Below are 12,382 nucleotides of genomic sequence, written 5' to 3' on the forward strand. Positions count from 1 at the left end.
CCCGCGCACCGCGCGGAGCGGTGCGCGGGAGGGCGTGGGATCAGTGGCCGAGGGGGACCGAGTCCTTGACGGCCGCGGCCGGCGCCGCCGGGACGGAGTCGTCGGGGCCGTCCTTGGTGAGGTCGCGGCCGCGGGTCTCCTTGGCCACCCAGACCGTCACCGCGGTGACCAGGGAGGCGAAGCAGAGATAGACGGAGATCGGGACGGAGGACCCGTAGTCCTGGAGCAGCTCCACCGCGATGAGCGGAGCGAGGGCCCCGCCGATGATCGAGGCGAGCTGGGAGCCCATCGAGGCACCCGAGTAACGGACCTTCGTGTCGAACATCTCCGAGATGAAGGCCGCCTGCGGACCGTACATCGCACCGTGCAGCAGCAGGCCGAGGGTGACGGCGAGAACGATGACGGGGAAGGACTTGGTGTCCAGGAGTGCGAAGAAGCCGAACGCCCAGAACGCCATGCCGACCGCGCCGATCAGCGTGACCGGGCGGCGGCCCAGCCGGTCCGAGAGCGCACCCCACAGCGGGATGGTGACGAAGTGCACCGCGGAACCGATCAGGACGGCGTTGAGTGCGTCGCTCTTGGACATCTCCAGGTGCACGGTCACGTAGACCAGCAGGAAGGCGGTGAGGATGTAGTACGAGATGTTCTCGCCGAAGCGCGTGCCGATCGCGAGGAGCACCTCGCGCCAGCTCTTGCGGAACACCTGGACGACCGGGGGCTGTTCCTTGACGCCCTGCTCGGCCGCGGCGGCAGACTTCCGCTGCGCCTCCAGGAAGACCGGGGACTCCTCGACCGAGATCCGGATCCACAGACCGATCATGACGAGCACACCGGACAGCAGGAACGGTATGCGCCAGCCCCAGGCGAGGAACGCCTCGTCGGACTGGACGGCGGCCAGCAGCGCCAGGACGCCGGTCGCCAGCAGATTGCCGCCGGGCGCACCGGACTGCGGCCAGGAGGCCCAGAAGCCGCGCCGTTCGTCGCCGCCGTGCTCGGAGACGAGCAGCACCGCTCCGCCCCACTCCCCGCCGAGGGCGAAGCCCTGGACCAGGCGCAGGACGGTGAGCAGGATCGGCGCCCAGACGCCGATGCTGGCGTGGGTGGGGAGCAGACCCATGGCGAAGGTCGCGCCGCCCATCATGAGCAGGCTGAGCACGAGGAGCTTCTTGCGCCCGATCTTGTCGCCGTAGTGGCCGAAGACGACGCCGCCGAGCGGACGGGCGGCGAAGCCGACCGCGTACGTCAGGAAGGCCAGCAGCGTGCCGACCAGCGGGTCGCTGCTGGGGAAGAAGAGGGTGTTGAACACGAGCGCGGCAGCCGAGCCGTAGAGGAAGAAGTCGTACCACTCGATGGTGGTGCCGACGAGACTGGCCGCCACGATGCGGCCGATCTTGCCCTGGGAGGGCTGGACGGAACTGGTGGAACCCATGGTGGAGTCACCGCGTTTCATTGGCAGGGCTGTCAGGGACGGGGGTGCGGGTCGGGGCGGGAGTCGCGAGCGGTGGCAGAGGTGCGAGCGGTGCAGAGGTACGAGCGGGTGGAGCGGTGCGAGCGGGTGGAGCCGGCGCCGACGGTGGGGGACCGTGGCGGATGGGGGTCAGTGGGCGCCCCAGCCCCCGTCGACGGGGAGCGAGACGCCGGTGATGTAGCCGGTGTGGGGGCCGCAGAGCCAGCGGCAGACCGCGGCGACCTCTTCGGGCTCGATCAGCCGCTTGATCGCGGACCGGTCCAGGAGGACGTCGGTGACGACCTCCTCCGGCGGGATCCCGTGCGCGGCGGCCTGGCCGGCGATCTGGCCCTCCACCAGCGGCGTGCGTACATAACCGGGGTTGACGCAGTTGCTGGTCACCCCGTGCGGGGCGCCCTCCAGCGCGGCCACCTTGCTCAGCCCCTCCAGGCCGTGCTTGGCCGCGACGTAGGCGGACTTGAAGGCGCTGGCCCGCAGCCCGTGCATGCTGGAGACGTTGACGATCCGGCCCCACCCCTCGGCGTACATGTGCGGGAGGCAGTGCCGCATCAGCAGGAAGGGGGCGGTCACCATCACTTTCTGGATCAGCTCGAAGCGGTCCGGCGGGAAGTCCTCGATGGCGGCCACGTGTTGCAGCCCGGCGTTGTTGACCAGAATGTCCACCCCGGTCGGCAGCGTCCCGATCGCCTCGGGTTCGGCCAGGTCCACGACGTGGGCCACGCCGCCGATCGCGGTGGCGACGGACTTGGCGCTCCCGGCCTCGCGGTCGACCACGTGAACGAGGGCGCCGGCGTCGGCGAGGGCCTCGGCGGTGGCCCGCCCGATGCCGCTGCCGCCGCCGGTGACCAGGGCGGTACGCCCCCTGAGGTCCACGGCCCCGGCGCCCGGCGCGGAGGAACCGGAAGCTGCGTGAGATTGGCTCGTCATGGCCGGAAACGCTAGACACACCCGACCGGACATCCCATGGTGCGGATCTCCACAGCGAGCGGGCGGAGCATGTCGGTCATCGCCACCCTGTGCGGGGGAGCGGCTACCCGTCCAGCGGGCAGCGGCCGAGCAGTTCGGCGGGCCCGGCTCCCGCGGGCAGCTTCAGGGTGCGGCGCGCGGCGATGGCGGCCGACCCCATAGCGGGGCCGGGAAGCATGGTGGTCGCGACGGTCCGGCGCGATGCTCTTCGGGGAATCCGGCCCGCGTGCGGAGCACGCCGGGTAGGGTCCGCGCATGGCCAAGGTGACCGTCAGTCTGGATGCCGAACTCGTCGTCGAAGTGATGGTGCTCGCCGGGGTCGGCAGCCCCCAGGACGCCGTCGAACTCGTCGTGCGCGACTACATCGCGCGCGGCCATCGCACCGAGGCCCTGGTCGCCGACCGCGAGGGTGCGGTGCGCGACGTGGAGATCAAGCCCGAGGCGCAGCAGGGCTGATCGCCGGGTCGGGGACCGGGCCGCGCACGGCCGATCGCCCCGTACGGGGCCACGCCCGGCACGGCCGATCGCCCCGTACGGGGCCACGCCCGGCACGGCCGATCGCTCCTCGCTCCCGCGCGGCCGGTCCTACCCGACCGGTTCGCCGTTCTCCAGTTCCACGGTCCCGTCGCCGGACGTCAGGACCTCCAGCGCCGCCCGGACCCTGCCCCCGAGCGTGCCGAGCAGAAAGCCGTCCAGATCGGCGGGCGCCACCAGCCGCCAGGACAGCAGTTCCTCCTCCTGGAGCCGGATCGCCGCCAGCTGGTCCGCCGTGAGCACCCCGCCGTCGTACAGATACGCCACGATCGGCGGGCGGCCGGGGCCCCGCGCCCAGTCCACGGCGAGCAGCCGCCCCGGCGCCACGTCGAGGCCGATCTCCTCCGCCGTCTCGCGCCGCGCGGCCTGCCGGGGCCCCTCGCCCGCCTCCGACTCGACGGTCCCGCCGGGCAGCGCCCAGCCCTCGCGGTAGTTCGGTTCGACGAGGAGGAGCCGTCCCTCCGCGTCACGGAAGAGCGAGGCGGCGGCGGACAGGACGCGGGGGAGCCCGGCGATGTACGCGGCGTAGTCGGCATCGGGAGTCGTCACGGCCGCCAGCGTAGTGGCGGCGGCCCGGCCCCGGGGTGCCGATCGCGCGACCGTGGACGGCCATGGGCAGATCAGGGGGCGTGCGGATAAGGTCGGGGCGGCGCGACTGCCTGTTCGAAAGCAAGGGATGCAAGGTGACGGACGGAGCAGAAATGGAGACCGCCCGCGTGCTCGTGGCGGCGGACAAGTTCAAGGGCTCGCTCACGGCCGTGCAGGTCGCGGAGCGGGTGACGGCCGGGCTGCGGCGCGTCGTCCCCGACGTGCCGGTCGAGACCCTGCCGGTCGCGGACGGCGGCGACGGCACGGTCGCGGCGGCGGTGGCCGCCGGATTCGAGCGCCGCGAGGCCCGGGTGACCGGCCCTCTCGGGGACCCGGTGACGGCGGCGTACGCGCTGCGCGGGTCCACCGCCGTGGTGGAGATGGCCGAGGCCTCGGGCCTCCAGCACCTGCCCGACGGGGTGTTCGCCCCGCTCACGGCCACCACGTACGGCTCGGGCGAGCTGCTGCTGGCCGCCCTGGAGGCGGGGGCGACGACGATCGTGTTCGGGGTCGGCGGCAGCGCCACCACGGACGGCGGCGCGGGCATGCTCGCCGCGCTCGGAGCCCGCTTCCTGGACGCGGACGGCAAGCCCGTGGGCCCCGGCGGCGGCCCTCTCGCGGAGCTGGCCGAGGCCGATCTCACGGGGCTCGACCATCGGCTGGCGGACATCGACCTGGTCCTGGCCAGCGACGTGGACAACCCGCTGACGGGACCCAAGGGCGCGCCCGAGGTGTACGGCCGCCAGAAGGGCGCGAGCGAGGAGGACATCGCGGTCCTCGACGCGGCCCTGGCGCACTACGCCTCGATCCTGGGCCCGGACACGGCGGCCCTGCCCGGCGCGGGCGCGGCCGGCGGCATCGGCTACGGGGCGCTCGTCGCCCTCGGCGCCCGCTTCCGCCCCGGCATCGAGGTGATGCTCGACGTGCTCGGCTTCGCCCCGGCGCTCGCCCGCGCCACGCTGGTCATCACGGGCGAGGGCTCGCTCGACGAGCAGACGCTGCACGGCAAGGCCCCGGCCGGGGTCGCCGCCGCCGCCCGCGCGGCCGGGATCGAGGTCGTCGCGGTCTGCGGCCGGCTCGCCCTGCCCCCGGAGGTCCTGGAGAAGGCGGGCATCCGCCGCGCCTACGCCCTGGCCGAGCTGGAACCGGACCCGGCCGTGTCCATGGCCCAGGCCGGGCCGCTGCTGGAGCGGGCGGCGGAGTCGATCGCGCGGGACTTCCTGCTGCGCTGACGCGGAGCGGTCGTCGGCGGATCCGGCGTCCGCGAAGCAGGTGTACGCGAAGCACACGTCCGCGAAGCACACGTCCGCGAAGCACGCGTACAGGAGGAGCACAGGGAGGGGCCCGGGGACAGACGCCGGGCCCCTTTCCGTACGCCGGGCTCTCCCGCGTTCGCGTGCCCCGCGTCCCCGCCCCGACCCACCTCACGGCGGCACCGACGACGACAGCCTCAGCACGTCCAGCGCCAGCACCAGATCGACCAGCTCACGTGGCCGGGACAGCGAGCGCGCGGTCAACCGCTCCAGCCGCCGCAGCCGGTTGAACACGGTGTTGCGATGGCACCGCAGCCGTACCGCGGCCCGCCCCACCGAACCCCCGCACTCCAGCCACGCCTCCAGCGTCCCCACCAGCACCGCGCGCTCCGCCGGAACCACCGCCAGCAGTGGACCGAACACCTCCGCGAGGAGCCGGGCCGACAGCTCCGGGCCGCTCACCAGCAGCGCCGTCGGCAGCCGCTCGTCGAGCCGTACGACCTCCCGGCTGCCGGGCGCACACGTCAGCAGCGCCGTACCCGCCAGCCGCCGTGCCGCGCCCAGCTGCGACGGTGAGCCCACCACCGGACTCATGCCTCCCGGCCCCGCACCGTGCTCACCGAGTCGCGCCACCGCCCCGGCCGGACCCGCCGCACCCAGCAGCACCACCGCGACGTCCCCGTCCCCCGCGCCGCACCACCACCAGCGCGCCCCGTCCGCGTCCGCGCCCTCCGCCACCGCGGCCTCCGGCACGGGCCCGCCCAGCACCACCACCGCGTAACGCCCCCGTTCCGGCAGCCCGAGGCCGCGCGCCGCACGCTCCACCAGGTCCGGCGGCGCCCCGCCCGCCAGCAGCGGGCCGAGCAGCGCCCCGTACCGCGTCCCACACCGCATCCGCCGCTCCGTCCCCCGGGTCCGGGCGTTCCTGATGACCGATGAGGATGCCAGCGGCCGGACGGGCGGGCGCCCGCCCGTCACCGCGTCTGTGCGCGTGCACAACGAGGCTCTTCGTTCGCTGGTCGCCCGCATCGAGTCGGTCCCGCGCCGTGGACGCACGTCCCGCCCGGTGCTGGTCTGTGGCACCACACACGACGCCACGCCTTCACCGATGAGCACGACAGGTGAACACGACGCGACACGACAAGGCGGAAGGAGGAGGACGCATGGCAACGCTAGAGATCCGCGGGCTGTCCGTCGGCTACGGCCCGGTCCGGGCGCTGCGCGACATCTCCGTAGATGTGCCGGACGCCGGGATCACCGCCGTACTCGGCGGCAACGGCGCGGGCAAGACCACGCTGCTGCGGGCCGTTTCGCGGACCCTCGGCTTCCACCGCGGGACGGGCACCGGAACCATCCGGTTCGACGGCCGCCCCCTGGAGGGGCTGCGGCCCGCCCAGGTGGTGGCCGCCGGAGTGGTCCAGGTGCCGGAGGGCCGGCAGGTCTTCGCCCGGATGACGGTGGCCGACAACCTGCGGGCGGGAGCCCTCGGGGCACGCGGCGGGCGCAAGGGGGCGAGCACCGCGTTGGCCCGGGTGCACGAGCTGTTCCCGGTGCTCGCCGACCGCGCGCACCAGCGGGCCGGGCTGCTGTCCGGCGGCGAGCAGCAGATGCTGGCGATGGGCCGCGCCCTGATGGCGGGGCCCCGGCTGCTCCTGCTGGACGAGCCCTCGCTCGGCCTCGCCCCGCTGATGGCCGCCAGGATCGCCGAGACCGTGCAGGAGATCAACGCGAGCGGCACCTCCGTCATGCTCGTCGAGCAGAACGCGGCCATCGCGCTGCGGCTCGCCTCCACGGCGTACGTCCTCGACGTCGGCGAGGTCGCCCTGTCCGGGCCCGCCGACGAACTCGCCGCGTCCGACGAGGTCCGCCGCCGCTACCTCGGCGTCGTCGACGAGGACGCGGCGGCGGACGCCGACCCGGCCGCCCGGAACCGCCGCACCCTGAGCAGGTGGTCCGCGTGACCACCACCACCGCCACGGCCTCCGCGCACAGCACCACGGCCGCGCTCGCCGTCGAGGACGTCACCGTCCGCTTCTCCGGGCTCACCGCCCTGGACGGCGTCTCCTTCACCGTCGAACCCGGCAGTGTGCACGCCGTCATCGGGCCCAACGGCGCGGGCAAGTCCACCTGCTTCAACGTCCTCTCGGGCGTCTACCGCGCCACCTCCGGGCACGTCCGCCTCGGCGACACCGAACTGACCGGACTCCCGCCGCACTCCATCGCGGACCTCGGGGTCGCGCGCACCTTCCAGAACCTGGCGCTGCCGCCGCACGCGACCGTCGCCGACAGCCTCCTGCTCGGCCGCCACCGGCTGACCCGCTCCGGGTTCGTCGCCACCGGCCTGCGGCTCCCCTCCGCCGCCCGGGAGGAACGGCGCCACCGTGACCGGGTCCGGGAGATCGCCGAATTCATCGGCCTCGCAGAGGAGTTGGAGCGCCCGGCGGGATCACTGCCGTACGGGCAGCAGAAGCTCGTCGAGCTGGGCCGCGCCCTGTGCATGGAGCCGAAGGTCCTGCTCCTGGACGAACCGATCGCCGGGATGACCGCGGACGAGCGCCGCCGCACCGCGGCCGTCGTGGCCGACGTGCGCGACAGCCTCGGCATCTCCATCGTGCTGGTCGAGCACGACATGGGGGTGGTGATGCGGCTCGCGGACGCGGTGACCGTACTCGACTTCGGACGACGCATCGCCGGGGGCACCCCCGCCGAGGTGCAGAACGACCCGGCCGTCGTCCAGGCCTACTTGGGAGCACCTCAGTGACCACGTTCCTCGAACTCCTCCTCGGCGGCTTGTCGATCGGCTCGGTCTACGCACTCATCGCGCTCGGGTTCGTCGTCATCTTCAAGGCCACCGAGGTCGTCAACTTCGCCCACGCGTCCCTGCTGCTGGCGGGCGGCTACGTCACCGCCGTGCTCCACGACGACATCGGGTTCTGGCCCGCGCTGCTCGTCGGGATCGCGGGGGCGGCGGCCGTCGGGGCGGGCATCGAGTTCTTCGTGATGCGCCGCTACCGGGGCAGCGATCACAGCGTCCTGGCGATCGTCACCATCGGCGTCGACATCCTCCTGATCACCGAACTCACCCGGCGGATGGGCACGGACGTGCTCGCCCTCGGAGACCCCTGGGGCAACGAGGTCGTCACGATCGGCGGCGTCACCCTCGCCCAGACCCGTATCGCGGCGTTCCTCGCCGCCGGGCTGCTGATCACGGTGTTCCTGCTCGCCTTCCGCTACACCTCGTGGGGCGTGTCGATGCGGGCCGCCGCCGAGAACCCGCAGACGGCGGCGCTCATGGGCATCAAGCTGGGGCGGGTCTCGCTCGCCGCCTGGGCGGTCGCCGGCGCACTCGCCGCCGTCGCCGCCCTCTTCCTCACCGTGTTCCCGACCCCGGGCCTGGAACGCGCCACCTCGCTCGCCGCGCTCAAGGCGTTCCCCGCGGCGATCCTCGGCGGACTCGACTCCACCACCGGGGCGCTCGCCGGGGGGCTCATCGTCGGGGTCACCGAGTCGCTCGCCACCGGCTACCAGAGCGACCTGGCCTTCCTCGGCCGGGGCATCGGAGACCTGGCGCCCTACCTGGTGATGGTGGCGGTCCTGCTCATCCGGCCCGCGGGCCTCTTCGGCACGAAGGAGCTGGCCCGTGTCTGACACCACCGCCGAAGCCGCCCCCGCCGCCGAGGCCCCAGCCGCACCGGCCCCCGCGCCCACCCGCGCCCAGGGCCTCACCGAACGGCTGCGCAGGCCCCGTACGTACGCCGTCCTCATCGGCTCCCTCCTGCTCCTCGTCCTCCCCTTCTACGTGGACCGCTTCTGGCTCCAGGCCGGGCTGTTCGCGATGGCGGCGGCGATCGGCGCCATCGGGCTCAACATGCTCACCGGCGCCACCGGGCAGCTCTCCATGGGCCACGCGTTCTTCCTCGCCGTCGGCGCGTACGGCTACTGCGTCCTGGCCGGTGGGAGCAGCACGGAGAACGGGCACACGCTGACCGGACTCGGGCTGCCCACCTGGCTGGCCGCGATCCTCGCCGTGCTGCTCGCCGGAGCGGCGGGCGGGCTCTTCAGCCCCATCGCCGGCCGGCTGCGCGGCGCGTACCTCGGCATCGCGACCCTCGCGCTGATCTTCATCGGGCAGCACGTCCTGTTCAACGCGGACTCCCTGACCGGCGGTTACAACGGCCGGGCCGTACCACCGCTGTCCGTCTTCGGGTTCACGTTCGACGACACCGAACTCGTCGTCGCCGCCGTCCCGTTCGGCTCCTCGGAGAAGCTCTGGTACGCGGGACTGCTCGCGCTCCTGCTGAGCGCGCTGTTCGCCCGGGGCGTGCTGCGCGGCCGGCCCGGCCGGGCCATGAACGCCATCCGCGACCACCGGATCGCTGCCGGGGTGATGGGCGTGCCCGTGGCCCGCTACCGGGCCGGGGTCTTCGTCCTGTCCTCGATGTACGCGGGCCTCGCCGGCGTCCTGCTCGCCCTGGTCTTCCAGCGGACCGTGCCCGAGTACTTCGGCATGATCCTGTCCCTCGAATACCTCGCCATGATCGTCATCGGCGGGCTCGGCAGCGTCGGCGGAGCCGTGATCGGCGCCGCCTTCGTCACCCTGCTCCCGCAGGTGTTCACGCACTACAGCGACTCCCTGCCGCTGGTCTCCGCCCCCGGCACGGGCGGGCTGGCGCCCGGTGAGGCGTCCCGCTATCTGTACGGCGCCGCGGTGGTCGCGGTGGTCCTGTTCCTGCCCGGCGGCCTCGCCCGCCTGGGCCTCGCACGCGCGAAGAAGCCCGCGGCTCCGAAGAATCCAGGGGAGAAGTCATGAAACTCAGAGTGCTCACGGCCGTGGTCGCGACCCTCGCCGTCACCCTCGTCGGGTGCAGCGGCAAGGCGACCGACGGCAAGGCGGCCGAGGAGGGCGAGGGCGGGATCAAGACGGGCCCCGGGGTCTCCTCCTCGACGATCTCCCTCGGCGTGCTGACCGACATGACCGGCGTCTACGCCTCGCTGGGCAAGAGCGTCACCCAGGCGCAGCAGCTGTGGGTCAAGCAGACGAACGACGAGGGCGGCATCTGCGACCGGAAGATCGAACTGACGGTCCGCGACCACGGCTACGACCCGCAGAAGGCCATCGCCGCGTACACCGAACTGGAGCCGGAGGTGGTGGGCTTCGCCCAGTTCATCGGCTCCCCGTTCGTCGCCGCCGTCGAGCAGCGCATCGACGGCCAGGACAAGGGCCTCGTGCTGCCGCAGGCGTGGTCGGCGAATCTGCTGGGCTCCCCGTACGTCCGGGTCATCGGCGCCACCTACGACGTCGAGACGATCAACCTCATCGACTATCTCCTCGCCGAGAAGCGCATCGCCAAGGGCGACAAGATCGGCCATGTGTACTTCGAGGGCGACTACGGCGAGAACGCGCTCGTCGGCTCGGAGCACGCGGCGAAGGAGGCCGGTCTCACCGTCGTCGAGCAGAAGATCAAGCCGACCGACAACGACATGACGGCCCAGGTCGCCGCCCTCAAGCAGGCCGGGGTCAAGGCCGTGATCGTCAGCGCTGGCCCGCGCCAGGCTGCCTCGCTCGTCGGCGTCGCGGCGGCCACCGGCTTCGACGTCCCGGTCGTCGGCAACAACTCGGCCTTCGCCCCGCAGCTGTTGAAGACCCAGGCGGGCCCCGCGCTGCTCAAGGACTACTACGTGGCCGCCTCCACGCTGCCCATCGGGGACCCGGGCGACGGCCCCGCCAAGCTCGCGAAGGAGTACGCCGCCCAGTACCCGAAGGACGTGCTCGACAACGGCGTCGTCGCCGGTTACACGGCGGCCTCCCTGTTCGGCGAGGCCCTGTCGAAGGCCTGCGACGACAAGGACCTCACCCGTGAGGGCATCGACAAGGCGCTGCTCACGATCAAGGGGTACGGGAGCGAGTTCGGGGTGTCGCACGACTTCTCGGACCCGAAGGCCCCGTCCACCCGGGAGAGCGTCATCATGAAGCCGGACGCGGGCGCCGCCGGCGGGCTGAAGGTGGTCCGGCCGGCCGAGGTAGCAGCGGCGGCGGAGTCCTTCACCGCCGGTTCCTGACCGGATCTCCGGCCCCGGGAGGCGTACGGGCGCACCTGGCCCGTACGCCTCCCGGCGCGCTCGGCACGGGCTTCTCGGCCGGCCGGCGGCGGTCCGGCCGGACGCCCTCGCGGGCGGGCGGGTCTCCGTACCAGCCGGAGTCGCCGGCGCCCGGCCGATCTGGAAGCCCCCGCCGACACCGTCGTGGATCGGCGGTGGACCGGACGACGTCGGTGAGCGTCGCCCGGCCCGGTCCGGATCCGCAGGGCGGAGGCGCCCGCCCCGTCGACCTCGACGTTCCTTGGGCTCAGCCCGTTCGTCGCACCCTCGATGAGATCGCTCCGAGATCACCGGCACGCTTGCGGAGCGGCCGTTCAGTTCCCGGAGCCGACGATGGCGGTGACGCGGATCTCCACGCGCATGGCGGCCAGGCCGAGGACCGTGACGCCGGTCTCGGTCCAGATCGGCGCCCGGCCGTCGAGGCGGCGGCGGAACTGCTCGGCCATGACCCTGTTGTGGTCGTCGCCGATGGCGTCGTCCCCCGGTGCGACCTTGTGGTACGAGTTCACGTGGATGACGTCCTTCCAAGTCGCTCCGACCGTGGCGAGCGTGCGTTCGACGTTGTCGAACGCCTGGACGATCTCGTCCTCCAGTGAGTCCGGGATGGCCAGGTCGTCGTCCACCCCGGCCTGGCCGGAGATCTCGACCCGGTCGTCGACGCGGACGGCCCCGCTGTATCCGAGGGCCGCGTGCAGCTTCTCGCCGAAGCCCGGAGTGACGCCGAAGGTGACGGTGCTCATGATGCTCCCTCTTCCTGTCCCGGGGAGGTGCTTCCCGGGGTGCGTGACGGAGTCGCGCTCGGGTGCGCGTTTTCTCTCGTATGAGTTCACGCGTAAAGTGATAGTAGCGAGCGATGACTTCAAGCGCAAAGTGATGGCGGATGTCGCCGAAGGAGCGGGTAGATCCATGAGCAGCACGGAAGGGTCCATGAGCGGTACGGAAGAGTCCATGAGCGGTACGGGAGAGCACGAGGACGACGAGGAACTCCGCTGGCTCGACGAGCAGGAGAAGGCGGCCTGGACGGGGCTGATCTCCCTGGTCCTGCTGCTGCCCGGCAAGCTGGAGTCGCCGCTGCGCCAGGAGCACGGCCTCACCCTGTTCGAGTACCTCGTGCTCAGCCATCTCTCCGAGGCCCCGGGGCGCAGGCTGCGGATGGGAGAGCTCGCCTTCCTCGCCAGCGGGTCGCTCTCCCGGCTGTCCAACGTCGTCAAACGCTGTGAACACCGAGGCTGGGTCGTACGGACCCCCGACCCGGCCGACGGCCGGTACACCCTCGCCGAACTCACCGACGCGGGCTTCGACATCGTGCGCCTGGCAGCACCCACACACCTGCGCGCCGTTCGCGCCGTCGTCCTCGACGCGCTCAACGCGACCGACCAGAAGGCGCTCACGCGCATCGCCGAGAAGCTCAGCATCGTCCCGGACGACTTCGGCTGACGGACGGGGCGGGCGGGAGTCGAGCCACCCGGGCCGT

At 72.7% G+C, this 12,382-nt stretch carries 13 protein-coding genes; 8 read left to right on the top strand and 5 right to left on the bottom strand.

All coding sequences use genetic code 11. The features are described 5' to 3' along the window. Positions 1 to 40 precede the first annotated feature (40 nt). Together OG245_RS32375 and OG245_RS32380 are read right to left on the bottom strand one after the other, a co-directional pair. The gene (locus OG245_RS32375) at positions 41 to 1,429 is read right to left on the bottom strand and encodes an MFS transporter (RefSeq protein ID WP_371626886.1); all 1,389 of its coding nucleotides are present in this window, start codon (positions 1,427 to 1,429) and stop codon (positions 41 to 43) included. A 168-nt stretch (positions 1,430 to 1,597) separates the two neighbouring features. Beyond that, complete coding sequence (locus OG245_RS32380) at positions 1,598 to 2,395, bottom strand: 3-hydroxybutyrate dehydrogenase (RefSeq protein ID WP_371626887.1); 798 nt, start codon at positions 2,393 to 2,395, stop codon at positions 1,598 to 1,600. A 294-nt stretch (positions 2,396 to 2,689) separates the two neighbouring features. Here OG245_RS32380 and OG245_RS32385 point away from each other — a divergent pair, with 294 nt between their 5' ends. Further along, positions 2,690 to 2,890, top strand: a complete 201-nt coding sequence (locus tag OG245_RS32385) for a type II toxin-antitoxin system VapB family antitoxin (protein ID WP_371626888.1) — start codon at positions 2,690 to 2,692, stop codon at positions 2,888 to 2,890. A gap of 129 nt (positions 2,891 to 3,019) precedes the next feature. Here the strand turns inward: OG245_RS32385 and OG245_RS32390 are convergent, their stop codons facing one another. Continuing rightward, positions 3,020 to 3,517: an NUDIX domain-containing protein gene (locus OG245_RS32390; RefSeq protein WP_371626889.1), complete on the bottom strand. Its 498-nt coding sequence runs from the start codon at positions 3,515 to 3,517 to the stop codon at positions 3,020 to 3,022. Positions 3,518 to 3,669: 152 nt separating this feature from the next. Here OG245_RS32390 and OG245_RS32395 point away from each other — a divergent pair, with 152 nt between their 5' ends. Next, positions 3,670 to 4,788: a glycerate kinase gene (locus tag OG245_RS32395; RefSeq protein WP_371626890.1), complete on the top strand. Its 1,119-nt coding sequence runs from the start codon at positions 3,670 to 3,672 to the stop codon at positions 4,786 to 4,788. Positions 4,789 to 4,980: 192 nt separating this feature from the next. Here OG245_RS32395 and OG245_RS32400 read toward each other — a convergent pair whose 3' ends face one another. Then, a complete protein-coding gene (locus OG245_RS32400; protein WP_371626891.1) occupies positions 4,981 to 5,703 on the bottom strand; it encodes a PucR family transcriptional regulator in 723 nt (240 codons plus the stop codon). 269 nt (positions 5,704 to 5,972) lie between these two features. Here OG245_RS32400 and OG245_RS32405 point away from each other — a divergent pair, with 269 nt between their 5' ends. Genes OG245_RS32405 through OG245_RS32425 form a run of 5 tightly spaced genes read left to right on the top strand, consistent with a single transcriptional unit; the run spans position 5,973 to position 10,869 of the window. Then, positions 5,973 to 6,770 carry an ABC transporter ATP-binding protein gene (locus OG245_RS32405; RefSeq protein WP_371626892.1) on the top strand — a complete coding sequence of 266 codons (798 nt, stop codon included), beginning with the start codon at positions 5,973 to 5,975 and terminating at the stop codon, positions 6,768 to 6,770. Beyond that, the gene (locus tag OG245_RS32410; RefSeq protein ID WP_371626893.1) at positions 6,758 to 7,570 is read left to right on the top strand and encodes an ABC transporter ATP-binding protein; all 813 of its coding nucleotides are present in this window, start codon (positions 6,758 to 6,760) and stop codon (positions 7,568 to 7,570) included. The genes OG245_RS32405 and OG245_RS32410 overlap by 13 nt, the downstream gene beginning before the upstream one ends. Then, positions 7,567 to 8,457, top strand: coding sequence for a branched-chain amino acid ABC transporter permease (locus OG245_RS32415; protein ID WP_371626894.1), 891 nt, complete (start codon positions 7,567 to 7,569; stop codon positions 8,455 to 8,457). The genes OG245_RS32410 and OG245_RS32415 overlap by 4 nt, the downstream gene beginning before the upstream one ends. Next, entirely contained in the window at positions 8,450 to 9,619 is a 1,170-nt protein-coding gene (locus tag OG245_RS32420) for a branched-chain amino acid ABC transporter permease (protein WP_371626895.1), read from the top strand. Before OG245_RS32415 ends, OG245_RS32420 begins: the two co-directional genes overlap by 8 nt. Continuing rightward, entirely contained in the window at positions 9,616 to 10,869 is a 1,254-nt protein-coding gene (locus OG245_RS32425) for an ABC transporter substrate-binding protein (RefSeq protein WP_371626896.1), read from the top strand. Before OG245_RS32420 ends, OG245_RS32425 begins: the two co-directional genes overlap by 4 nt. A 353-nt stretch (positions 10,870 to 11,222) precedes the next feature. Here the strand turns inward: OG245_RS32425 and OG245_RS32430 are convergent, their stop codons facing one another. Then, entirely contained in the window at positions 11,223 to 11,648 is a 426-nt protein-coding gene (locus OG245_RS32430; protein ID WP_371626897.1) for a Rid family hydrolase, read from the bottom strand. A gap of 187 nt (positions 11,649 to 11,835) precedes the next feature. On the opposite strand from OG245_RS32430, the gene OG245_RS32435 reads away from it, so the two are divergent. Then, positions 11,836 to 12,345 (top strand): MarR family winged helix-turn-helix transcriptional regulator, encoded by a 510-nt coding sequence (locus OG245_RS32435; protein WP_371628045.1) that lies wholly within the window; start codon positions 11,836 to 11,838, stop codon positions 12,343 to 12,345. Positions 12,346 to 12,382 lie beyond the last annotated feature (37 nt).

It is taken from the genome of Streptomyces sp. NBC_01116 (assembly GCF_041435495.1).
Taxonomy (GTDB): Bacteria; Actinomycetota; Actinomycetes; order Streptomycetales; family Streptomycetaceae; genus Streptomyces.

What these genes read in the sequence shown, in the direction of transcription:
- OG245_RS32395 (WP_371626890.1), top strand. Translation starts at nt 3,670, where the DNA reads ATGGAGACCGCCCGCGTGCTCGTGGCGGCGGACAAGTTCAAGGGCTCG.
- OG245_RS32375 (WP_371626886.1), bottom strand. Translation starts at nt 1,429, where the DNA reads ATGGGTTCCACCAGTTCCGTCCAGCCCTCCCAGGGCAAGATCGGCCGC.
- OG245_RS32380 (WP_371626887.1), bottom strand. Translation starts at nt 2,395, where the DNA reads ATGACGAGCCAATCTCACGCAGCTTCCGGTTCCTCCGCGCCGGGCGCC.
- OG245_RS32430 (WP_371626897.1), bottom strand. Translation starts at nt 11,648, where the DNA reads ATGAGCACCGTCACCTTCGGCGTCACTCCGGGCTTCGGCGAGAAGCTG.
- OG245_RS32435 (WP_371628045.1), top strand. Translation starts at nt 11,836, where the DNA reads ATGAGCGGTACGGAAGAGTCCATGAGCGGTACGGGAGAGCACGAGGAC.
- OG245_RS32405 (WP_371626892.1), top strand. Translation starts at nt 5,973, where the DNA reads ATGGCAACGCTAGAGATCCGCGGGCTGTCCGTCGGCTACGGCCCGGTC.
- OG245_RS32425 (WP_371626896.1), top strand. Translation starts at nt 9,616, where the DNA reads ATGAAACTCAGAGTGCTCACGGCCGTGGTCGCGACCCTCGCCGTCACC.
- OG245_RS32385 (WP_371626888.1), top strand. Translation starts at nt 2,690, where the DNA reads ATGGCCAAGGTGACCGTCAGTCTGGATGCCGAACTCGTCGTCGAAGTG.
- OG245_RS32400 (WP_371626891.1), bottom strand. Translation starts at nt 5,703, where the DNA reads ATGCGGTGTGGGACGCGGTACGGGGCGCTGCTCGGCCCGCTGCTGGCG.